Source organism: Roseobacter sp. HKCCD5988, assembly GCF_037830355.1.
Taxonomy (GTDB): Bacteria; Pseudomonadota; Alphaproteobacteria; order Rhodobacterales; family Rhodobacteraceae; genus M30B80.
In genome coordinates this window covers 734,622-756,884 of the sequence record NZ_JBBLYJ010000001.1, presented here as the reverse complement: position 1 = coordinate 756,884, position 22,263 = coordinate 734,622, and the positions used below count along the sequence as shown (strand labels likewise).

General features: G+C 51.4%; 21 protein-coding genes and 2 tRNA genes. 9 read left to right on the top strand and 14 right to left on the bottom strand.

The annotated features are described in order from the left end of the window. Positions 1-95: 95 nt before the first annotated feature. The 3 genes from AAC636_RS03775 to ychF all read right to left on the bottom strand — a co-directional run bounded on the left by AAC636_RS03775 (position 96) and on the right by ychF (position 3,331). Positions 96-1,529, bottom strand: a complete 1,434-nt coding sequence (locus AAC636_RS03775; protein WP_340300459.1) for an NCS1 family nucleobase:cation symporter-1 — start codon at positions 1,527-1,529, stop codon at positions 96-98. A gap of 553 nt (positions 1,530-2,082) precedes the next feature. Next, a tRNA-Ser gene (locus AAC636_RS03770) sits at positions 2,083-2,172 on the bottom strand. A 61-nt stretch (positions 2,173-2,233) separates the two neighbouring features. Then, positions 2,234-3,331 carry a redox-regulated ATPase YchF gene (gene ychF / locus AAC636_RS03765; RefSeq protein ID WP_340261642.1) on the bottom strand — a complete coding sequence of 366 codons (1,098 nt, stop codon included), beginning with the start codon at positions 3,329-3,331 and terminating at the stop codon, positions 2,234-2,236. A gap of 142 nt (positions 3,332-3,473) precedes the next feature. Here ychF and trpA point away from each other — a divergent pair, with 142 nt between their 5' ends. After that, positions 3,474-4,268, top strand: coding sequence for a tryptophan synthase subunit alpha (gene trpA, locus AAC636_RS03760; protein WP_340300458.1), 795 nt, complete (start codon positions 3,474-3,476; stop codon positions 4,266-4,268). 60 nt (positions 4,269-4,328) lie between these two features. After that, the gene (locus AAC636_RS03755; protein WP_340252511.1) at positions 4,329-5,492 is read left to right on the top strand and encodes an alpha-hydroxy acid oxidase; all 1,164 of its coding nucleotides are present in this window, start codon (positions 4,329-4,331) and stop codon (positions 5,490-5,492) included. Here the strand turns inward: AAC636_RS03755 and AAC636_RS03750 are convergent. Further along, the gene (locus AAC636_RS03750) at positions 5,489-6,634 is read right to left on the bottom strand and encodes an MFS transporter (RefSeq protein WP_340300457.1); all 1,146 of its coding nucleotides are present in this window, start codon (positions 6,632-6,634) and stop codon (positions 5,489-5,491) included. The two genes, AAC636_RS03755 and AAC636_RS03750, sit on opposite strands and share 4 nt — an antisense overlap. A 218-nt stretch (positions 6,635-6,852) precedes the next feature. Here AAC636_RS03750 and AAC636_RS03745 point away from each other — a divergent pair, with 218 nt between their 5' ends. The 3 genes from AAC636_RS03745 (at position 6,853) to AAC636_RS03735 (ending at position 8,713) form a co-directional block, all read left to right on the top strand. Continuing rightward, positions 6,853-7,482, top strand: a complete 630-nt coding sequence (locus AAC636_RS03745) for a 50S ribosomal protein L25/general stress protein Ctc (protein ID WP_340300456.1) — start codon at positions 6,853-6,855, stop codon at positions 7,480-7,482. A gap of 109 nt (positions 7,483-7,591) precedes the next feature. Further along, positions 7,592-8,281: an aminoacyl-tRNA hydrolase gene (pth, locus tag AAC636_RS03740; protein WP_340300455.1), complete on the top strand. Its 690-nt coding sequence runs from the start codon at positions 7,592-7,594 to the stop codon at positions 8,279-8,281. A gap of 66 nt (positions 8,282-8,347) precedes the next feature. After that, the gene (locus AAC636_RS03735; RefSeq protein WP_340297668.1) at positions 8,348-8,713 is read left to right on the top strand and encodes a DUF2237 family protein; all 366 of its coding nucleotides are present in this window, start codon (positions 8,348-8,350) and stop codon (positions 8,711-8,713) included. A 56-nt stretch (positions 8,714-8,769) separates the two neighbouring features. Here the strand turns inward: AAC636_RS03735 and trpB are convergent, their stop codons facing one another. The 4 genes from trpB to ihfB all read right to left on the bottom strand — a co-directional run bounded on the left by trpB (position 8,770) and on the right by ihfB (position 11,395). Continuing rightward, positions 8,770-9,996 (bottom strand): tryptophan synthase subunit beta, encoded by a 1,227-nt coding sequence (gene trpB, locus AAC636_RS03730; RefSeq protein WP_340300454.1) that lies wholly within the window; start codon positions 9,994-9,996, stop codon positions 8,770-8,772. Between the two features lie 74 nt (positions 9,997-10,070). After that, positions 10,071-10,712 carry a phosphoribosylanthranilate isomerase gene (locus tag AAC636_RS03725; protein ID WP_340252522.1) on the bottom strand — a complete coding sequence of 214 codons (642 nt, stop codon included), beginning with the start codon at positions 10,710-10,712 and terminating at the stop codon, positions 10,071-10,073. A gap of 6 nt (positions 10,713-10,718) precedes the next feature. Further along, the gene (locus AAC636_RS03720; protein ID WP_340252523.1) at positions 10,719-11,093 is read right to left on the bottom strand and encodes a LapA family protein; all 375 of its coding nucleotides are present in this window, start codon (positions 11,091-11,093) and stop codon (positions 10,719-10,721) included. A 23-nt stretch (positions 11,094-11,116) separates the two neighbouring features. After that, on the bottom strand, positions 11,117-11,395 hold the full coding sequence (ihfB, locus tag AAC636_RS03715) for an integration host factor subunit beta (protein ID WP_317656384.1): 279 nt from the start codon (positions 11,393-11,395) through the stop codon (positions 11,117-11,119). An 817-nt stretch (positions 11,396-12,212) separates the two neighbouring features. Here ihfB and AAC636_RS03710 point away from each other — a divergent pair. After that, on the top strand, positions 12,213-13,688 hold the full coding sequence (locus tag AAC636_RS03710; protein WP_340300453.1) for a peptidoglycan-binding domain-containing protein: 1,476 nt from the start codon (positions 12,213-12,215) through the stop codon (positions 13,686-13,688). Between the two features lie 625 nt (positions 13,689-14,313). On the opposite strand, the gene AAC636_RS03705 is transcribed toward AAC636_RS03710, so the two are convergent. The 4 genes from AAC636_RS03705 to AAC636_RS03690 all read right to left on the bottom strand — a co-directional run bounded on the left by AAC636_RS03705 (position 14,314) and on the right by AAC636_RS03690 (position 18,511). Further along, positions 14,314-14,982, bottom strand: a complete 669-nt coding sequence (locus tag AAC636_RS03705) for a transaldolase family protein (RefSeq protein WP_340300452.1) — start codon at positions 14,980-14,982, stop codon at positions 14,314-14,316. Continuing rightward, entirely contained in the window at positions 14,979-15,950 is a 972-nt protein-coding gene (locus tag AAC636_RS03700; protein WP_340300451.1) for a carbohydrate kinase family protein, read from the bottom strand. The genes AAC636_RS03705 and AAC636_RS03700 overlap by 4 nt, the downstream gene beginning before the upstream one ends. After that, positions 15,940-17,487 (bottom strand): ABC transporter permease, encoded by a 1,548-nt coding sequence (locus tag AAC636_RS03695; protein ID WP_340300450.1) that lies wholly within the window; start codon positions 17,485-17,487, stop codon positions 15,940-15,942. The genes AAC636_RS03700 and AAC636_RS03695 overlap by 11 nt, the downstream gene beginning before the upstream one ends. 88 nt (positions 17,488-17,575) lie before the next feature. Next, positions 17,576-18,511 carry a sugar ABC transporter substrate-binding protein gene (locus AAC636_RS03690; protein WP_340300449.1) on the bottom strand — a complete coding sequence of 312 codons (936 nt, stop codon included), beginning with the start codon at positions 18,509-18,511 and terminating at the stop codon, positions 17,576-17,578. Between the two features lie 173 nt (positions 18,512-18,684). On the opposite strand from AAC636_RS03690, the gene AAC636_RS03685 reads away from it, so the two are divergent. The 3 genes from AAC636_RS03685 to AAC636_RS03675 are packed head-to-tail and all read left to right on the top strand — an operon-like array spanning position 18,685 to position 21,112. Beyond that, positions 18,685-19,464, top strand: coding sequence for an ATP-binding cassette domain-containing protein (locus tag AAC636_RS03685; RefSeq protein ID WP_340300448.1), 780 nt, complete (start codon positions 18,685-18,687; stop codon positions 19,462-19,464). Continuing rightward, on the top strand, positions 19,464-19,943 hold the full coding sequence (locus AAC636_RS03680; RefSeq protein WP_340300447.1) for an RbsD/FucU family protein: 480 nt from the start codon (positions 19,464-19,466) through the stop codon (positions 19,941-19,943). Before AAC636_RS03685 ends, AAC636_RS03680 begins: the two co-directional genes overlap by 1 nt. Further along, positions 19,943-21,112 (top strand): ROK family transcriptional regulator, encoded by a 1,170-nt coding sequence (locus AAC636_RS03675; protein WP_340300446.1) that lies wholly within the window; start codon positions 19,943-19,945, stop codon positions 21,110-21,112. Before AAC636_RS03680 ends, AAC636_RS03675 begins: the two co-directional genes overlap by 1 nt. Before the next feature lie 407 nt (positions 21,113-21,519). On the opposite strand, the gene AAC636_RS03670 is transcribed toward AAC636_RS03675, so the two are convergent. Together AAC636_RS03670 and AAC636_RS03665 are read right to left on the bottom strand one after the other, a co-directional pair. Beyond that, a tRNA-Arg gene (locus tag AAC636_RS03670) sits at positions 21,520-21,596 on the bottom strand. Between the two features lie 60 nt (positions 21,597-21,656). Further along, positions 21,657-21,968: an ETC complex I subunit gene (locus AAC636_RS03665; protein ID WP_340252539.1), complete on the bottom strand. Its 312-nt coding sequence runs from the start codon at positions 21,966-21,968 to the stop codon at positions 21,657-21,659. Between the last annotated feature and the right edge of the window lie 295 nt (positions 21,969-22,263).

The window sequence follows — 22,263 nt, the reverse complement described above, 5'->3', positions numbered from 1 at the left end:
ACCAAACTTCGCAAAAGCAGACTTATCCGTGAAGTTGCAAAAAAGAGGCGATGAAACTGTTCGTTCACCGCCTCGTAAAAGTTCAGACCGAAGGATTATTTTTTCGAGAATACTTGAAAGAGAATGGCACCTAAAGCTGCACCAATAACCCAGTTGTACCCTGACAAGAATTCAAACCAAGGTACCCACACCGTCAGTACAGAGAAAATTGCAGCCAACCCGAAAGCCTTAACAGCAGTCGTGTTCCAACCGTTTTCATAGTGATACTCACCACCGGTGGCATTGTAGAGGTCCGCTACATTGAGCGTTTCCTTACGGTGCATATAGTAATCAACGATCATGATCCCAAAGATCGGAGCTAACACTGCTCCAAGGGTATTCACAAACGGGAAAATCCCAAAGTTTGCGATATATGCGGTCCAAAACCCACCAATTACGAGTGCAAAACCAGATGTAATCAAACCAGCGGTTTTGAAACTTATTTTTGCAGGGCTGAGGTTCGCGATACCATTCACAGCAGGGATGAAGTTTGCGACCAAATTAATCCCCACTGTAGCGGCAAAGAACGTGATCGCAGCAATGACGCCAAGTACGACGCTATCCGTCCGCTCAACGATTTCTGTTGGATTAATGATCTCTTCGCCAAATACCACTGCTGCACCACCTGTCGTAAGCAGCGCTAGAGCGGAGAACAAAATCATGTTAAATGGCAAACCGAGCAGGTTCCCTTTTTTCATTTCTGCGTTGCTACGGGAATAGCGAGAGAAGTCGCTGAAATTGATCATCACCGCTGCAAAGTAAGCTACCATAGTCCCAACGATAGCCACAAACCCTTTAAATTCGGTTGCAAAAGTTCCCTCAGGGTTTGCAAAAATCGTAGCTGTAGCTGACAGAAGTTGGCCGTCTGCGCGCTGCCACAAAACAATCACAAGACCAATCATGACCAAATATACGAACGGGCCTGCAAAGTTGAGAAACTTTTCAACCCAACCCATGCCGCGCCAGAAAATCACAATATGGAACACCCAAACGATGAGGAAAGCGATCCAATCAACGCCTGTCATGCCAAGGATTTCGGAACCCCCGCTTATCCCTGTCACAGATCGAATTAGAAGTGCGACAGCTGTCGACGCAAAGTATACCTGAGCACCATACCAAAATGTTGCGACTATTGCCCGTAGAATAGCTGGTAGCTTAGCTCCTTCGGTGCCTAGGCTAGCACGCGCTAACACCGGGTAAGGAATACCGTATTTTTCGCCTGGCGCGCCCGAGAGATTTACCATCCACATCACAAACAAACCTGCTGCAATCAACGCTGCAAAAGCAGTCCAACCGCCAACACCAAATGAAATGAATAGTGACGCCACCAACGAATACCCAAACAATGACTGCACGTCATTGGCCCAAATATTGAAAGTAGCGAACCATCCCCATGTTTTTTCATCAGAACCAACAGGATTTAGCGTCTTGTGACCATCTGGATCCAAGGTTCCGCCTGCAATCCCGCCTGCTTGATCTATTGAGCTCATTTGTCCCTCCCTATATCGCAGATTTTAACCCACTCAAAACACCAACCACAAAATGTAGTTGCTGCAGAGCTCAACGTTACAGCCCATAAGGATTTTATGGCAATGAAGGTAATTACAAATAGACTGTTCGTATATTTTTGAAAGTGATCATCAAAAACAATAAAAATGCAGAAACTGGCTGAGCCGTTGTCAATTTATCAAAGCTCAAAAGCTATTTTGCGGACTAAAACGCAATCTCGTTAAGCATTAATGAGAGCAACTACATATCGAAGGCTTATATAGCGTTAGGGTACATGCTAATACTGACCGCCCGTTCAATATCATATGCATAGGTGAACCTGAGGCAAACCCTCAAATCCGGGGGTGCCCCCGGAGTGGGGTCGCGCGATAGGATTCGTAAAGCAAACGGGGGGGCCACATGACCCCAGTTAATCACGTCGATTGTTTACCATTTTTGGGCAAATATCCAAATTGTCCGCGGGGGACAAAAAGGGGATATAAATCATGTTAATGATCAAAACTATAATAAAATCAATGAATTAATAAAGTTTTATGGCGGAGACGATGGGATTCGAACCCACGAGACGGTTTCCCGTCTACTCCCTTAGCAGGGGAGCGCCTTCGACCACTCGGCCACGTCTCCGCCGACCCGTCTAACGACATGGGCGCGCAGGGGCAAGGGGGGAATTTGTGGCGTGGCGGGATTAGGCGTTGAAGAGGAAATGCAGCACATCACCATCTTTGACGATGTAGTTTTTCCCCTCGACCCGCATTTTTCCTACGTCTTTGGCTGCGACCTCGCCGCCCAAGGTGACGTAATCCTCATAGGCGATGGTTTCGGCGCGGATGAAGCCGCGCTCGAAATCGCCATGGATCACGCCTGCGGCTTGTGGCGCGGCGGTGCCGTGGCGGATCGTCCATGCGCGGGCCTCTTTCGGGCCAACGGTGAAATAGGTTTCCAATGCCAGAAGGTCATAGCCCGCGCGAATAAGGCGGTCGAGACCTGCCTCCTCTAGACCCATTTCGCCCAAGAACACGGCGGCGTCCTCGGCGGGCAATTGGCTGATTTCTTCCTCAATCGCGGCCGAGATGACGACCGAAGCCGCCCCTTGCGCCTTGGCCATCTCCTCAACCCGCGCGGAGAGGTCATTGCCCGTGGCGGCAGAGGCCTCGTCCACATTGCAAACATATAGCACGGGCTTGGTGGTCAGAAGTTGCAACATCTTCCACGCTTTCGCGTCATCCTCTGCCACCTCGACCATGCGGGCGGGTTTGCCCTGCTCTAGCATCGCCTGCGCCTCTTTCAAAAGGCGCTCTTGCTGCACCGCCTCTTTGTCGCCACCGCGCACTTTGCGGGTCAGGTTTTGCAGGCGTTTCTCGATGCTTTCGAGATCAGCGAGCATCAGTTCGGTTTCGATGGTCTCAGCATCGGCCACGGGGTCAACGCGGCCTTCGACATGGGTCACATCATCATCAATGAAGCAGCGCAACACTTGGGCGATGGCATCGGTCTCGCGAATATTGGCTAGGAATTGGTTGCCCAACCCCTCGCCCTTAGAGGCCCCGCGCACGAGGCCCGCAATATCGACAAAGGTCATGCGGGTTGGAATGATCTGTTTTGAGCCTGCTATCGCGGCCAATTTCTCAAGGCGTGGGTCAGGCACGGCCACATCGCCCACATTCGGCTCGATGGTGCAAAAGGGGAAATTCGCAGCCTGTGCGGCTGCGGTTTTGGTCAAGGCGTTGAACAGCGTGGATTTCCCAACATTGGGCAGACCCACGATTCCCATTTTGAAACCCATTGCAAGCGACCTCCGTGATGCGCGTTGGCTGCCTTCTAGGGCCAAGTGCGCGGCGGGGCAATGGCCCGAACCCGTCAGGCCCCATTGATTTCCGCCGCTATTTGCCGCAAACCCCAAACGAACGATTTCGCGGGAGGCATCTATGACACGGATCGACACCACTTTTGCGCGGCTGGCCCAAGAGGGCAAGAAGGCCTTTGTCGCCTATGTCATGGCGGGCGATCCTAATTACGACACCTCGCTTGAATTGATCAAAGCCCTACCTGCCGCGGGTGTGGATATCATCGAATTGGGCCTGCCCTTCACCGATCCGATGGCGGATGGCTCGACTATTCAGCTTGCGGGGCAGCGCGCGCTTGAAGGGGGGCAGACCCTCGCCAAAACGCTGCAAATGGCGCGCGAGCTGCGAAAAAATGATAATGACACGCCGATTGTGATGATGGGATATTACAACCCGATTTACAGCCGCGGTGTGGATCGCTTTTTAGAGCAGGCCAAAGACGCGGGCATTGATGGCTTGATCATCGTTGATTTGCCTCCCGAAGAGGATAGCGAACTGTGCATTCCCGCGCAAAAGGCAGGGCTGAATTTCATCCGTCTGGCGACACCGACCAGTGATGATAAACGCCTGCCGAAGCTGTTGGAAAACACATCGGGCTTTATCTACTATGTTTCGATCACGGGCATCACAGGGGCCGCCAATGCGCAGGCGGGTGATGTTGGGCCAGAGGTAGCACGGATCAAATCGCAGACCGATCTGCCAGTGATTGTTGGCTTCGGTATAAAAACGCCTGAGGCCGCCGAAGCGATTGCAGGCGTGGCCGATGGGGCGGTCGTGGGTTCAGCGATTGTAAGCCTGATTGAAGAGGGAAAAACCGTGCCAGAGATCACCGCCTTTGTAAAATCTTTGGCAGATGGGGCGCATCGCGCCAAATGATTGCGGGCATTCGCAACAATTGGTAAGACTTCCTTACCAGCCTTGCGGAGGAGTGCCACCATGCCCGTCATCACCGAAATCGAAGATCTGCGCCGCTTGCATCAAAAGCGCACGCCAAAGATGTTTTACGATTACGCTGAATCGGGCAGTTGGACAGAGCAGACCTTCCGCGAAAACTCATCCGATTTTGACCTGATCCGCCTGCGCCAACGGGTGGCGGTCGATATGTCAAACCGCAGCACAGCGTCGACCATGATTGGTCATGATGTGGCGATGCCCGTGGCCTTGGCCCCTGTTGGGCTGACGGGTATGCAGCGCGCTGATGGCGAGATCAAAGCGGCGCGGGCCGCAGAAAAATTTGGCGTGCCCTTCACCCTCTCGACTATGTCGATCTGTTCTATCGAAGACGTGGCGGAACATACCAGCAAACCCTTCTGGTTTCAGGTCTACACGCTCAAAGACGATGATTTCATGACGCGGCTGTTTCAGCGCGCGAAAGAGGCAAAATGCTCGGCCATCGTGATTACAGTGGACTTGCAGCTTTTGGGTCAACGTCACAAAGACATCAAAAACGGGCTATCAGCGCCGCCCAAATTCACTGTGAAATCCGTGGCTGATATGATGACCAAAGTGCAATGGGGCCTTGGGATGCTCGGCACCAAGCGGCGCTTCTTTGGCAACATTGTGGGTCATGTGGACGGGATTGATGACCCCTCCTCGCTCAGTTCGTGGACGGCGCAAGCCTTTGATCAAAGCCTTGATTGGGAGCGCATTAAACAATTCCGAAAAATGTGGGATGGCCCTGTGATCATCAAGGGCATCTTGGATGCTGAAGATGCAAAAATGGCTGCAAAAGTTGGCGCCGATGCCATTGTTGTGTCCAATCATGGCGGGCGGCAATTGGATGGGGCCCTCTCCTCCATCCGTATGTTGGAGCCAATTTTGGAAGCGGTTGGCGACAAGATTGAAGTCCATCTCGACAGTGGCATTCGATCTGGGCAGGATGTCCTTAAGGCCTTAGCCATGGGGGCGAAGAGTACCTACATCGGGCGCGCCTTCGTCAACGGGCTTGGCGCTATGGGGGAAGCAGGCGTCACCCGCGCTTTGGAAGTAATCCATAAGGAACTCGACAGCACGATGGCACTGTGCGGCGAGCGTGATGTGAAGGCGCTTGGCCGTCATAACCTGCTTGTTCCTAAACACTTTAGCGGCGAGTGGGGCTAAACCCCGCTGATGCGCCCCTCTTGTCCGCCACGCGCAGGTGAGAGGGGGCGCAGCGCACGCGTGCAGATCAGCGGGATGATGAGCAAAATCACTGCAATCATGCCAAAAGCCACCCGCAGACTGGCCAGTTCTGCCATCCATCCCATTGTTGCAGGGGCGAGCAAAAACCCCGCAAAACCAATGACAGACACGCGGGCGATGATCCGTGTTCTTTCCCCAGACCTTGCGAGTTGCCCCGCCAAACCAAGCGCCAAAGGCGCAATAATCGACACGCCCAGTCCTTGGATTGCAAATCCTGTATAGGCCATCCCAGGCGACACTGCTAAGGCAGCGATCACCGCCCCCGCCGCCGAGACCAACGCCGCGCGCGAAACCATACGCAGCGTATCATGCGCCTGCGTTAGAAAATGCCCTGCAAGACGGCCAATCCCCATGGTTAGGCCCAACATGAAAGGCCCAATCGCGCCTTCGACAGCCCGCCCACCTAGCGAGCGTTCAATGTGCAAGGCAGACCAACTTTCCATCGCGGCCTCTGACATGAAGCCAAACATTACCACCAATCCAGGCCAGATCACCAAACCCGACCAGAACGGCACTAAATCAACGCCCTGCACCGTTTCGCCATCTCCCGAAACACCTACAAAAAAAGATTGGCTGCGCAAAATGGGCAGTGCCAAAGCAACGATGACCCCCAACCCCAAAAACACCTGCAAAGCAGAGGCGCCAAATTCCCGCGCCGTGCCTGCACTCAATGCAGCAAGCGCGTAGGCGAAAGAAAAGATCGCATGATTAAGTGACATAAGCGGACGCCTAAAGGCTGCCTCTGCCTCTGAGACGCGGGCATTGATAATAACATCCGTCAGCCCCGAAGCCGCCCCCGCTAAAACCATTCCAATGCCAAATTCCAACGGGCGGCTTGCCGCACCCAAAACCGCAAACGACAAGGCCAATAGACCCGCGCCAAGGGGCAGCCCCCATTTTCCCAAATGCCGATCTACGCGCGGCGCCAACCACATTGCGGTGACAAGCCCCAAAGCAGACATCAGCAAAAGCGTGCCAAAGAGCCCATCACCGGCCCCAATCTGCGCTTTGATTTGCGGGGCAAGCGCCGCATAAGAGCCCCAAAAGATTCCCAAAACCATAAAGCCAAATACAGGCCTGATGGTCAGCGAAAGATCCTGTCTAATTTTGGCGAGCGCATGCATGCTAAAATCGCTACCCCGCCGATTGGAATGGCTCAAGCGATATATGTACAAAATGGCGGATTTAGCTCTGGTCAAAGGCCGAAAATGCTTGTAAGAGCGCGGTTTCACGGGCCCGACACCCTTGGAGGCGGCCCATAACATATGGAGATATAGCTATGGCTGGTGAGATTCCTGATCTTATCGCCGAGGCACGGACGGGGACAGGCAAGGGGGCCGCTCGTCAAGCTCGCCGTGAAGGCAAGGTGCCCGGTATTGTGTATGGCGGTGGGGCTGACCCTCTTGCAATTCAAATCCCCTTTAACCAATTGCTTAAGCGCCTGAAAGAGGGCCGCTTCCTCGCGACCCTGTTCAACCTCAAGGTTGACGGTCAAGAAGATGTGCGCGTGATTTGCCGTGGCGTGCAGCGCGACGTGGTAAAAGATCTGCCGACCCATGTTGATTTGATGCGCCTACGCCGCACTTCGCGTGTTAAGCTGTTCATCCCTGTCAACTTTATCAACCATGAAGCCGCACCTGGCATCAAACGCGGTGGCGTTTTGACAGTCGTGCGTGCCGAGGTTGAGCTTTCGGTGATTGCAGGTGACATCCCTGAGGGGATTACTGTTGACCTGACAGGCCGCGGCATTGGCGATGTGATCCACATCTCTGACGTTACCCTGCCAGAAGGCGTTAAACCAACAATCGACCGCGATTTTGTGATCGCCAATATCACCGCCCCATCGGGTCTGGTAAGCGCAGATAACGAAGCCGCTGCTGAAGGCAAAGAAGAAGAAGAATCCGAATAATCAGGCCGATCTTCTGACGAATTGATAAAGGCGCGAAGATTTCTTCGCGCCTTTACTTTATCATAGACTACCCTTTCACGGGACGGGCAATCGGAGTATCAAAGCGGCTATGAAACTTTGGGTTGGTCTTGGAAATCCCGGCGCGAAATATAGCCAGAACCGTCATAATATCGGGTTCATGGCCTTGGATCATATTGCCGCAGATCATGGGTTCTCTCCGTGGCGCAGCAAATTTCAAGGCCAAATCTGCGAAGGGGTTCTGGGCGGCCAAAAGGTGATCTTGCTCAAGCCAGAAACCTATATGAACCGCTCGGGGCAATCCGTGGGCGAGGCAATGCGGTTTTTTAAACTGACTGCGCAAGATGTCACAGTTTTTCATGACGAGCTTGACCTTGCCCCATCAAAACTTCGGCTTAAGTCCTCCGGGGGGCATGCAGGGCATAATGGTCTGCGGTCACTACATGACCATATTGGTGAGGCGTATCACCGGGTGCGGCTTGGTATTGGTCATCCAGGCCACAAGGATCGGGTCGCGGCCTATGTTCTGTCTGATTTTTCCAAGGCCGATCAGTCTTGGCTAGAGATGATGTTGCGGGGCATTTCGAATGGGGCCAAAGCCCTTGCCGAGGATAATGGCGCGCAGTTCCAAAATGCTGTGGCCTTACAAACCACCACACCCGCCCGCGAAACAGCGCCGAGGCTTAAATCACGCGACACGGCCCCATCCCCCGCAGAGGCCGTAGAGACACCGCAAGACAGCCGAAGCCCGTTACAAAAGCTGGTTGATCGGTTTCGATAAACTTTTAGCGCCTTGGGTGTTCCTATCCCTCTCTCGCAACACCTTTGGCGCGTATGAGGATAGACGATGGATGAAAGCGTAAATGTATTTGGTGCGCCGCTGCAAAGCTGCGGCCGCGATCCAATGACGGGCTTCTTTCGCAACGGGTGCTGCGACACCAGCGATGATGATTTCGGCGCGCATACTGTCTGCGCGGTCATGACCCGCGAATTTCTGGCCTTTTCAAAATATGTGGGCAATGACTTAACCACACCCCGCCCCGAATATGGATTTCTTGGCTTAAAGGAGGGCGATCGCTGGTGCCTTTGCGCCTCGCGGTTCCTACAGGCTCATGAAGAGGGCGTTGCACCAAAGGTGAACCTACACGCAACCCATATGCGTGCGCTCGAAATCATTCCGCTGACCGTATTGGAATTGCATCAGATCGAGTGACACCCGAACCCATGGTTTAGGCGCAGAGCGGGCATAAATGGGGAGAGATGCGGGGATTAGCCCTGCATCTCCCATCCCAAGGCACGGGCCACTGTGAAGATATCCTTATCACCGCGACCACACATATTCATGCAGATCAAATGATCCTTTGGCAGGATCGGCGCGATTTTCATCACATGGGCCAAAGCATGGCTTGGCTCTAGCGCGGGAATGATGCCCTCTTGGTGGCAGCACAGCTGAAACGCCTCCAAAGCTTCGCTATCGGTGATCGAGACATATTCAGCACGGCCGATATCGTGCAGCCATGAATGCTCAGGCCCGATGCCAGGGTAATCGAGCCCCGCCGAAATCGAATGACCCTCAAGGATTTGTCCATCTTCGTCTTGCAGCAAATAGGTGCGGTTGCCATGCAGCACACCCGGACGCCCCCCTGTCAAGCTTGCGCAATGCTCCATCTTGTCATTGACGCCTTTGCCACCGGCCTCAACGCCAATGATCTGCACCTCCTTGTCATCCAAGAAGGGGTAAAACAGCCCCATCGCATTTGAACCGCCGCCAATGGCCGCAATGATCGTATCTGGCAAACGGCCTTCGGCGGCCAAAATCTGTTCGCGGGCCTCTTTGCCAATGATCGCTTGGAAATCACGCACCATCGCGGGATATGGGTGCGGGCCTGCGACCGTGCCGATGCAGTAGAATGTATCGCGCACATTCGTCACCCAGTCGCGCAAGGCATCGTTCATCGCGTCTTTCAAAGTGCCACGGCCTGACGTCACAGGCACAACCTCGGCCCCAAGCAGTTTCATGCGGAACACATTGGGCGCTTGGCGTTCAACATCATGCGCGCCCATATAGACCACGCATTTCAAGCCAAATTTTGCACAGACTGTCGCCGTGGCCACGCCATGCTGGCCCGCACCTGTTTCCGCAATAATCCGTGTCTTACCCATGCGGCGGGCCAAAATGATCTGACCCAACACATTGTTGATTTTATGCGCGCCCGTATGGTTTAGCTCATCTCGCTTGAGATAGATTTTCGCGCCGCCCAAATGCTCGGTCAGGCGTTCTGCGAAATAGAGGGGGCTCGGACGGCCGACATAATGCGTCCACAAATCATGCATTTCATCCCAGAAGGATTGATCTGTTTTGGCGCGTTCATATTGGGCTTCCAATTCCAAAATCAGCGGCATCAGGGTTTCTGACACAAACCGCCCGCCGAATTGACCAAAGCGGCCGCTTTCATCAGGGCCAGTCATAAAGCTGTTCAAGATATCATCGGGCATGGAGGCACCTTTTTTCACATTCGACCCACTGCCTAACGCGGGCGCAAGAATTGAGCAAGAGAAAGGGGCAAGGTTTAGCCCCCGTTCACCGCATCGGCAAAAGCATGGATCAGGGTAGGGTCTTTTACCCCTGCCCGACTTTCCACGCCTGATGACACATCAACCTGCTGCGCGCCTGTCATTTGCACGGCAAGCCGCACATTGTCAGGCGTCAATCCACCTGCCAGCATCCATGGCACAGGCCATCTGCGTCCGGCTAACAACCGCCAGTCAAAAGAAAGACCGTTCCCCCCAGGAAGATCAGCATTTTTCGGCGGCTTGGCATCAATTAGCAATTGATCACTGACCGCCGCGTAATCCGCAATCTGCCCCAAATCATCCGCTTCTGCGATACCAATGGCCTTCATCACAGGCAGGCCCGTCCGCGCACGGATTTCCGCCACACGGTTAGGTGTTTCATGGCCGTGCAATTGCAAAATATCCAGCGGCACTTCGGCCAGAAGTTGATCTAGAAAGGCATCCTCTGGATCGACCACCAAACCCACCTTGGCCACGCCGACAGGAACGGCAAGCGCCAAGTCACGGGCCCGTGTCAGGCTAACCGAACGGGGTGATTTTGGGAAAAATACAAAACCCACATAGCGCGCACCCGCCTCGGCCGCAGCCACAATATCGGCAGGCTGAGAAAGGCCACAAAATTTAATGGAAATGCTCATCAGGGATCAACCAAGCCGCAAGGGCTTGCCATCCTCCAACAAGGCAAGAATGTCATCCTGACCCTCTTTCGCCCGTGCCTCGCCCTTGAGGGTTTCCAATTCCCGCGACAGGCGTGTCGCATCACGCTTCGCGCGCGATGCATCCGCACGATGCCGGTGTTCGCGTAGCCACTCCCAAACAAAGCCTAGAACCAAACCTGCGGTAATCGCACCGAAAATGATCAAGAACAGAGGGAGGGATATAGACAAATCTATCCGCAGCCACAGCGCCAAATCGGCAGGTAAAAGATTAATCACCACCGGATCGCGATTGGCAATCGCCAGAACAATCAGAACTACCGCGACACAGAGAATGAAACTCAGCTTTATTATTCGGATCACGCCTTACCCTCGCGCAGTTCTCGTTACGAATTCAATCGGTCACGCAGCAATTTGCCCGCCTTAAAGAAGGGAACATGTTTTTCTTCGACTGATACAGTCTCGCCCGTCCGCGGATTGCGGCCCACGCGTGCATCACGCTTTTTTACCGAAAACGCGCCGAAGCCGCGCAATTCGACCCGATCTCCTCGCGCCATGGCTTCGATGATTTCGTCAAAAATTGCTCCCACAATCCGCTCAACATCGCGCTGATAAAGATGCGGATTTTCCTCCGCGAGTTTTTGCACAAGTTCTGATCTTATCATGTCATGCCTCCCCGCAAGCGCATGTGTGTTGCGAAACTGTATAAGCCTTTCATACGCGCCTAGGAACCGAAAAGCAGGATTTTTTTAAGGTTTGGCCGCCAGATGCGCGGATATCAGCCCGCGGGCGAGGAAATTCAGCATATCGCAGAGATGTCACATAGACCTCTCCCTGTGCCCCCCATGACGGACACACCGCGTGATTCGTGCAAGCGTTACGGAAAAATGGCGATCCCTCGAGGACTCGAACCCCGAACCCCGAACCCCGAACCTGCTGATTAGAAGTCAGCTGCTCTATCCAGTTGAGCTAAAGGACAAGTAAGCATTATAATCCAAATATTTTGAATAAATCAGATTTTCAAGAAGCACTAAACCACGCTATGCTTCGCAAACTTACCCCAATTTGTCTCGCTGAAAGTCTCGCTGATAAATGCCCACCGTATCTTGCTACATCGATCGATCAAAAATCGACAAATTCACCAAACAGCAAAGAGCCATGAACCAAAGGCTAACGCTCAGGGTAGAGCGACATGGCATCGAAAAGCGCAGGATGGCCCAAGGGATGGTGTTCGTGGACATCAAGACAGCCGCTGCGGAGGAACGCGGGTTTTAACTGATGTAGGAAATGTAGGGTATGTAGGGTTATTCTAACCATAGGATATTTTGCAAAAATATCTCTTAGGCTGGAAAAAAGCTACATACCCTACAGACGATACACCGAGACTGTCTGAGGGCCGTGCCGTGACTTATATTGCTTATGCTCTATGTACCAAACTTAGAGCAACATATGCAAAGATGCGGCAATTTTTGATTGGAAATAATGCAGGATAATCTGACTATGCCCCTAAAGTTGAATCTATTTTTAAAAATTTTCGTATTCAGCGTATCTTTCTTATTTACGTCCGAGTTAGCAGCACAAACATCCAATGAAATCCTCGAGGCGCAGCAACGCTTATCGTTTGCAGGGTATGACCCGGGGCCAGAAGATGGATTGTGGGGAAGAAAAACAGAAGATGCTCTAAAGGTTTTTCTACAAGACCAAGGGTTATCTTTCGATGGCCTATTATCACTAAATGAATTGGCTGCGTTACGAGCGGCCACGCGTGAATACGGTGTCGAACAAGCCGTTCAGTATGAAAACTTTTCCGAAATTCCTGAAAGCGCGCGTCCAAACAACGCAACAATTGCCCTTTATGAAAACAATCGCCGTATTTTCTTACAGCGCTTAATCTCAGGGGGTAACGCTTACCATATTCGGCCCGCAGGAAACGCAGTGCCATTTCCAGAGGATTTGTTACCAGTCAACCCCACAATCGAACAAGAACTCTCGAACGGATATTTGCTGAGCTATTTGTACTACGAGGACGGCGCAATCCGCTATAACGGCTTGCCACCCAATGAGCGGTTCAATCCAGCAGTGGATGACCAAACTCTGTTTTTCACTCATTCAACTGGCAAAAGTATTGTTTCATACATCGTCGGACATGCAATCTGCGAAGGCTATATTCAATCTGCAGACGAGGTGATCGATTGGCCAATGATGCAGAATACCGTGTATGATGGGCAAACGCTGCAAGACCTCCTGAACATGAATGCAGGTGACAGCCACGTAGTGACAAACGGTGCATCGAGGGTGATTGGCGCCGACCAGCACCATAGAGATATGGGCATAGACACGATTGCAAACTATCTACAAGGAACAGAACGCAGAGGTAACGCCGTCTTTTACAACAACGTTCTTACTGACATCATTGCTAGTTATGTGGCGTACCGTTCGGGGGACAATTACGATGCACTGTTGCGCGAAGTTTTCCAAAACAAAATTCGTATCGAACATGATGTATATTTTGAGCTACATCGAATGACGCAAACTAATGGAGAATGGTCTCCGTATTTTGGCGATATGCAGACGCGTGCTTCCTATTCATTTCAAATGACACGTGGCGATTTCTTACGGGTGGCAGAAGCGATGATGCATGATTACCAACAGCAAACCTGCGTTGGTCAGTATCTGCGTGAAGCTCAAAACCATGCCCTTGAGTGGCCGAAATACCGGCCTAGAAATGACAATGCACATCTTTGGATACACAATTATGCAGCGAGATATGGTTCTCAATTTTACTTTGACTTCCACGGGATGCGAGACAGAAATATAATTGCTACCGAGGGCTACAACGGCCAAAATATAATGATCGATTTAGACAATTCTCGTATCGTCATCACTAACAGCGCGGCAACTGGCTGGGACCAGCGTACATTTGTATTGAACGTAATCCGAGATGGGGAGCTACCCTAAATGCGATTTCCGTTTGGAAGAATTATGTAATTTTTTCATTTTGAACTGGGAAGCTAACTCAAAACTGCCATAGCGGCCTGGTCGATATGCACCGCCTCGCAACAAGACGGGCTGGCTACCTCAAACTAATTTTTAAACAGAACCCAAACGCATCTTCACACACAAAACGGGAGCAACGCGCACGCGCGCGGGAGCAAACACGCAGCCGCGTGCGCGTAGAACGGTGGGTCGCAATTTGACGTCAAATTACGCGATTCCACGCCATCTTGTCTCGCTGAGCGTCTCGCTGAATTTAAAAATTCAGGCCCCGTCATCGATTTTACCACCTATTTTTATGGCGATCCCTCGAGGACTCGAACCCCGAACCTGCTGATTAGAAGTCAGCTGCTGATATAGTCCACTGTTGTCCGTTTTGTTGATTTTTTCTTTATTTTACTGTTATTAATTGTAGATTTGATGTCCATTGGGTACACTGCGATATCAGTAGATCAACCATTTTTGGCACCCCAGGTGGCACCCTATATAACTGTTATAGTATAACATAAATAGAGAGGGTGGCTAAGATGTACTTTCCAAGTTAGTTCCTGCTCAGGAACTTAGGCTAAAAATATTATGGCAAGACCAATCAGGTCAGACCCGATTTTGCTATGGCTTCGAAATCTTCAAATGCCGCGACGCTTAGACGGCAATCCAAGAGTGAACGTGCAACACTAGGCGCAATTGTGAAGCAGTCATGCCCAATATCGGCAAGCGACACCATCTGGTCAGGTGAGCGCAATGACGCCACTAGGACAGAGCAGGGTTTTTCGCATCCGTTATTCATTTGCACCATCGTCGCTAGATGACCCATTGCGTCTACCCCGGCCTCCATCATCCGGCCAAAGTATGGAGCAATAAAATCCGCTTCCAGAGCCTGGGCCACGAACATTTGTTTGGCATCATAACAGGCAGTCATCAAAATCCGACCTCCCAGTTCTTTTATGCCTGGCGTGGCACGAATTGCTGCCTCTACTAGTGGAATTTTCACAATTGTTTCGATGCCTGACTTCCGGCCTGCCTCATATAGCTGGCCGGCCCAGTCAACGTATCCTTCTATCGGACCAAAAACCTGCGCATGAAGCTCCACAGCGCCTAGATCCACGGCCTCAGCCGCCATACTCGTCCAATCGACATTCGGATAATCTAGACCTGCGCGTGCCGCCAATATCGGGTTCGTCGTAATGCCTCGAAATATCTGCGTTGGCATTAAGTCACGCCATTCTTGGCGATCAGCGGTGTCGAGATAAAGCTTCATAGTCTCTCTTCTAACAAGGCCTGCTCTAACCGCTCTGCAAAAGGCGGATCACAGCCCTCTTTAGTACAATTAAGACACGCGGCGTATATCGCACGTTTTATTAATGAAGCAAGATTATCTGACGTAATCTGATCAAGGGCGTTAGATGTCAATTGATCATTGTTGGCCAAACCAGCAAGCAAGGTGCCCATGAATGTATCGCCAGCGCCTATGGTATCGACCAGTCCACTGAATTGGGGATTGGCAAGGCTCAGGTAATGTTGAGGGGTCCAAGCTTCAGCGCCCTCCGGGCCCTTGGTCAAAACAACTAGTTTAGCTGTAGTTTGCTCGCGCAGTTTTGTAATGGCATTTAAATAGTCCAGGCCAGGGTACAGCCAGTCCAAATCTTCATCGCTAAGTTTGACGATGCTTGAGTTGGTTAATAGTCGCGAAATTCGTTTCCTGTAGCTAACAGGATCAGTGATCAACGAAGCACGCACATTTGGGTCGAGAGAGGTGCAGATGCCAAGTCTCGCGGCATCAATGAAAGCCTTTTCCCAAACAGCTGCATCTGAACCGTCTGCCAGAGCTAATGACCCGATGTGGAAATGCGTTGCAGCGGCAGGAAAGGCTGACTGCAAGATTTCAGTGGTCACCATGCGTTCAGCAGTACCATCTCTCAAAAACTGGTATTTTGGCACCCCTTTTTCGAGCGTGACGATTGCTTGTGTGGTCGGCGCTGCAAGACGTGGCCCAGAGGTGACAACTCCCTGATCTTGTAGATGTGCCGCCAAGCGGTCGCCGAATGCATCGGACGAAATCGGCGTGATGTAATGAGTAGTTATTCCCTGACGCGCAAGGGCGACGGCTACGTTGTAGGGTGAGCCGCCTAGGTTGTGAAAGTAACCATCAGGCGCACTACCGCTTTGATCTTGGATGGAGTCGATGAGATTTTCACCACCGACGGCAATTAGGGATTTAGGTGGCATTAGCATCAAGTGCACGCGCTCTATCGAAGAGTATGGAAACAAAATTACTACCTAAAGCCACGGCTGCTCCCAATACTAAGAATGGAACCGTGATTTGGTAGCCCATCGTTACGAGGGGCAGCATCATTAATACAAAGCAGGCAGACAGAACCCAAGTAAGCATCGTATTCCCTTTGAATACCACATATCCAGAAGCAAGTACCAACAAGGACAGAAGCGCAGCCGCGCCAATATTAGCGTTCAGAGCCGCCTCAAAAGCCTCCAAGTCAGACGGGGATAATAGGCGGGCATTTTGTCCAGGCGCTAATTGTGCACCCGTTGCTCTCAGCGCTTCTGCAGCATTATGTTCTAGGATCGCTATCTTGGCGCGTAAGTAAATTGCGCCAGGTGTCATAGCTGCCAAAAATGCCATCACCGTAGAAATTGCAGCTAGCAGTTTGCGCACACTTTCGGGATTTTTTGATTGCCTAACGATATCGATCCCCACAGCGATCAGAATAATTAGGCCTGTCACCACCATCTGCCAGAATGTGTCTAGCTGGGCGAGCGTCAGGCCGTTATTAATCAATTTTAGCAAGATCACGCCCATGAAAGTGCCCCACAGCGACCCCCGACCCCCAAAAAGTGAAGTTCCCCCGATTACCACTGCGGCAATCGCATCAAGTTCCCACATTTGGCCATAGTCTGACTTGGCGTATGGTGCGCGACCTAGGAACAGCAACGCACCCAATGCAGCAGTAAACGAACAGAACATATACGTGATTAACATGTAGCGAGCGGTGTTTATCCCGGCTTGGCGTGCTCCCGGCTCATTCGAGCCAATCGCGTATACCCAGCGCCCATAACGAGTGTTCGCGATAATGATAGTCAGCAGGATAAAAAAACCGACAAAGATTAGCATCGACATCTGAAAGGTTCGAAAGAAGTTTATCCAGTTGGCATCAACAAAACTGCCAATGCTATTCCAAACGCCAGTGAGCTCATCGTTTGTATAAGCCTCACGCAGACTTGCGAAAGGATTGTAGCGCCCAAAATAATCAAAGGTCGCTGACAGCTCAGGAGTTGCCTGAGCACCGGTTGCCAAATGGCCAGTGCCCCGCCAAATAGAAAGGCCTGCAAGTGTTACGATAAAGGCAGGCATGCCGAAATAGGCGACAAGTGAGCCGTTGAAGAAACCTACTGCTAGACCGAGGGCCAATCCTGTGAAGATTGCCACAGATGGCGGAAAGCCCCAGAAACTGACCACGTACCCAGTCAGGGCTGCAGCCATTCCCATCACTGAGCCAACCGACAAGTCGATCCCAGCTGTAATAATGACCAAAGTCATTCCCGCTGCGATAACTCCTATTGCCGCCGAGTTATTCAATATGGTCATTAAGTTAGAAGGATGAAAAAATGGTCGTCCAGTGGTGGCTAGTTCGATGGCAATGCCAAGTATCAGAATTGCCAAAAATGCACCCGACCAATCGGCACGGAAAAATTTTACCATTGCAATGACGGCACTGTCTTGCAGTGAACGTTTTTTTTGATTTTCCACGCCGCGCTCCATAGTTTTTGTCTCATCCAAATTTAAGGGATAAAAAAGGGCGCGCCGTATGACGCGCCCCTCAACCTATTTTGCTAGATCACTCGATGCCAACCATTTCGCTGTAAACAGCTGAAGTGGAAGGTGTCACAAGGAAAAAGCCTGTGTCGATACGGGGCGATACGGTTTCACCACGAGCGGCTGCTGCTGCGGCACGGATGCCCTGATAGCCCATTTGGTATAGCATTTGGGCAGTGTCAGCATGTACCCAACCTTCGCGCATCGCGACGATCGCGTCGCTTGCGCCGTCGAAACCTACGAGTTGCACATCGCCAGCGCCGTAACCAAGGTTGCGCAGAGCTGCAATGGCACCCATTGTGCCGCCATCCCAAGCATTGGCGACCATTGCAATATCCTGACGACTGTTAAGGATTGCCTCTACACCCTCTTGAGCTTCTTGGCTGTTCCATTCAGTTGGAACTTCGAGAATTTCGGAGTTTGGGCGCGCCGCAGAAAAGGCTTCGATAAAGCCATTACGACGTTCTTGACCAGTTGACTGTGCCTGGTTGCCTGTCACGTAGATAATGGGCTGGCCATCATCGATCAGAGTTGCGGCAACTGCACCTTGGACCTTCGCGACGGCGTAGTTGTCGGTGGCCACGAAAGATGTGACTTCGGCACCTGAGACGCCGGTGTCTACCGCAACAACAGGGATGCCCGCCGCCATCGCGTCATTGACTGCAGGGGCGATGCCCGCGCTGTCGACTGGTGCCACCGCAATGGCCGCAGCGCCTTGCGCGACTAGGTTCTCAAATACTTCCAACTGGCTTGATAGATCGCCCTGGAATGAGGGGCCAACTGCGACCAGCGTCACACCTTCCTCTGCGGCAGCGTCTTCTGCGCCTTGGTTGATCATCATCCATCCAGCATTTGTAGCGGATTTGGTGATATAGCCAATGACGTCTTCAGCGTTTGCTGCAGAGCCAATCAAAGCGGCGGCTACAGCCACGCTTGCGAGTTTAAGATTAAGTTTCAATTTAGAGTCCTCCCAAAAAACGCCGAGCCACATTCAGCAGGCATTGGCGACAGTGAAAGCGTCAAACTGGAGACATGTCAATAACTAATTCAATTTGATTTAATTATTGACTTAGTTGATACAATGATGCTCATTCCGTGTGCAGAAGCTTTGACTTTGGGAGGGTGGAAATGATGGCTGACCGTAAAATTGTTTTAGAAACACGTGGATTAACAAAGCACTACGGCGGTGTACAGGCTCTTAATGACGCTGATTTTAAAATGTATGCGGATGAGCATATAGCCATTGTTGGAGATAACGGCGCAGGCAAATCAACCTTTGTGCGAAATATCACAGGTGTCGAGCAACCCACCTCAGGCGAAGTTCTAATCGAAGGCGAATCTGTGCGGTTTAAGGCACCTGAAGATGCGCGCGCTTACGGGATTGAGACCGTCTATCAAAATCTTGCACTAGCTGATCACCTCAACGTGCCCGAAAATATTTTTCTGGGCCGCGAAGAAGTGTATTTTGAGTTTGGGCCGCTGTCTTGGCTTAAGAAAAAAGACATGGAGCAGAGAGCAGGTGAATTGCTGGAAGAGACGGGTATTAAGATCCCAGACACTAAGCAAGCAGTATCAGGAATGTCAGGAGGTCAGAGGCAGTGTGTGGCCATCAGCCGAGCAGCTGGCTGGGGAAGCAAGCTCATCATTATGGATGAACCGACTGCGGCACTGGGTATCCAGGAAACTACTAAGGTAGAAAATATTATTCGTGGGCTCAAAAAACGCGGCATTCCTGTGATCATCGTTTCTCACAATTTGAGGCAAGTGTTTAATTTGGTGGACCGTATAGTCGTGTTCCGTCAAGGCCGGATTGCCGGGGTTTTAGACGCAAAGACTGCAAGTGGGAACGACGTCGTTGCAATGATCACTGGCGTCGATCAAGGCGTGCACGAAGATGCGAGTTATATCTAATGTTACTTGGCATTGATCCTGTGCTCGGCCCAGATTTGTTAGCGAACTTGCGCGCTATGGGGCATGGAGATGAAATTGCTATTGTCGATGGAAATTATCCTGCCGAGGCGCATGCGAAACGACTCGTAAGGGCAGATGGGCTATCTGTCGATCGAGTGCTTGCGGCAATCTTGTCGGTGCTACCTTTGGATTCTGATGTGAATTGCCCAGCGATACGGAGTTGTAATCCTGCTCAGCCTGATCGCCGATCCGAAGTTCACGAGAAAATAGACGGACACCTAATCGATGCGCTCGGGCACATTAAACGAATTGAAGTTTCTCACGGGGCGTCTCTATACGATCGGATCCAACGTTGTTACGCAGTGGTTGCTACCAGTGAGATCAACCTTTTTGCGAATGTGATATTGCGAAAGGGCGTAATCGGCGGATGCATCGAAGTAGACGCTACTCATGTTCAACACAAATGGGCAAAGGGTTGATGCCGAAAGACAAACATATCCAATCGCAAATCAAGCGCCCACACAATGAATTACTTTTGTTGGAGCTGATAAGAGCAAATGGCTCGATGAGCAAAGCGGACCTTACACGCGCGTCTGGTCTCAGTGCGCAATCGGCAACAGTTATTGTGAACCGCCTCGTTAGCGAGGGGCTATTACGTGCTGAGGCTTCTATTAAAGGAAAAATTGGACAGCCCTCGACGCCTTACTCACTCGATCCGGATGGAGTTTTGTCAATTGGTATCAAAGTTGGCCGTCGTTCGCTTGAAGTCATAGTTATGGGATTTGACTATCAGATTATCGAACAGCGGCTCGAGCACTACGATTTTCCACATTTTCCGACAATCCGTGAAAGTGTGTTAAGGGAGGTTGCTAATTTGCTTGCAGCGTTGACCGATGGCCAACGTTCACGTGTTGTTGGTATCGGCATCGCACTACCCGATGAACTTGAAGCATGGGAAGCCACGGTCGGCGCTCCAGAAGGTGCAATGTCACATTGGGCTACAGCCAATCTTGCCACTGACTTGGAAAACGCATTTGCGCTTCCAGTCACGGCTCTCAATGATGCTTCTGCAGCCTGCTTGGCTGAGATAGCAACTGGCAACAGCCTAGGCTACGATTGCTTTGTTTATATTTATGTTGGCACATTTATTGGTGGAGGCATCGCCGTAAACGGCAAACTATACACTGGTCAAAATAATCTTGCCGGTGCCATCGCCTCAATGCCAATATCTGTAGTGGCAGAAGGAAAGGCCCAACAATTATTGGAAGGCGCCTCGCTGCACTATTTAGAAGAAAGTGCAGAAGCTGGCGGTCTGGCCTCGGACATTTTCTATGCGGAAAATCTGCATGATGATAGTGCCAGAGCGGTTTTTAGAAGTTGGCTTGATGTAGCCGCACCACAAATCGCCTTTGCCGCAGTAATTGCACAAGCCCTGTTTGATGCTGATGCAATAATCGTTGACAGCTCACTCACACGCCATCTCAACGGTGAACTTATAAAGGCCGTTAATGACGCCGCTTTCGCTCATTATGATCATCGCGGATTAAAAGGCACCACCATTATTTCTGGTGAGATAGGTATTTCCGCCCGTGCTATTGGCTCTGGCATTGCACCTATCTTGGCTGAATATGCTTTAGACAAAACCTAACCATCACAAAGATCAAAACAATTTTATGCCCGCGATTGGATGGTCTTGTTTAGTTGTTAATGTGTTGTGGCCCTCTGCTCTGAAGCTGCAATGTTTTACACGATTGAAATCAAATAAACTGATAGCTTAGGGTGAGATATAGACCTCTTGATTTCCAATATGTTTGATGACTGCGCGACAAAGCTACCTCCAAGTCCCCCATCAAAACCGTCCTCCAATAAATCTACCAACCTATGACCGAAGCCCAAGGTCCAAGGCGCACGGTCTGATATTAGGGGGGTCCCGGTGCACGATTCTTTGTTGCTGGAATTTGATCAGGCCAAGTAACCCCGGACCATTTTTGGCACCCATATGGCTCCCTGCATAGGTCTAAAGACTTACCAAAACTATCTAAGTTATTGATTTAATGGCGATCCCTCGAGGACTCGAACCCCGAACCTGCTGATTAGAAGTCAGCTGCTCTATCCAGTTGAGCTAAGGGACCGCATGCGGGCTGATTACCCAATCTTGGGGCCTGCGTAAACGGGCAAAGGGGGATGTTGGGTTAATGCGTCCAAACCGTGCGGCGGTTGGTGGCGAAATTCTCGCCATAACCGCCTGCGCGCACATTTGGCTTGCGCGATTTGGGGCGCAACACCACTGCTTCGATCCCATGGGCGCGGGCGTAATCCTCGGCCGCTTCTTGGCTGTCGAAATAAAGGCGCACTTGCGCTTTCGTATCGCCGCTTGATGTCCACCCCATCAGTGGATCAATCTCGGGCGCGCTCTCAGGAGCAAATTCTAGAACCCAATCCTTGGTTTTTGCAGTGCCCGAGGACATTGCGGTTCTGGCGGGTTTGTAAATGCGCGCGACCATGGCTTGCTCCGTCATTCTATTGGTTCTGAGCGTTCGGGGTATCGCTCAGCCATCAAAACTGGTTCACATATCGGCAAAACGCGCGGAAGTTGCAAGATGAAGATGAGCGCGGGCATCAGGAAATACCCCAAAATTGAATTGCCGGCCGAGATCTAGTGAGCGAGGGGTGGGTGGTGCGATCCCGACCGACAATCAATTTGCTGCTTGCAAGAAAAAGCTACGGAAATTTTCTCTCGGATGTAATCAAAATTTCTCCTTAAAGTTGTATAAATTTGCGACAAATTGTTCTGAGTTG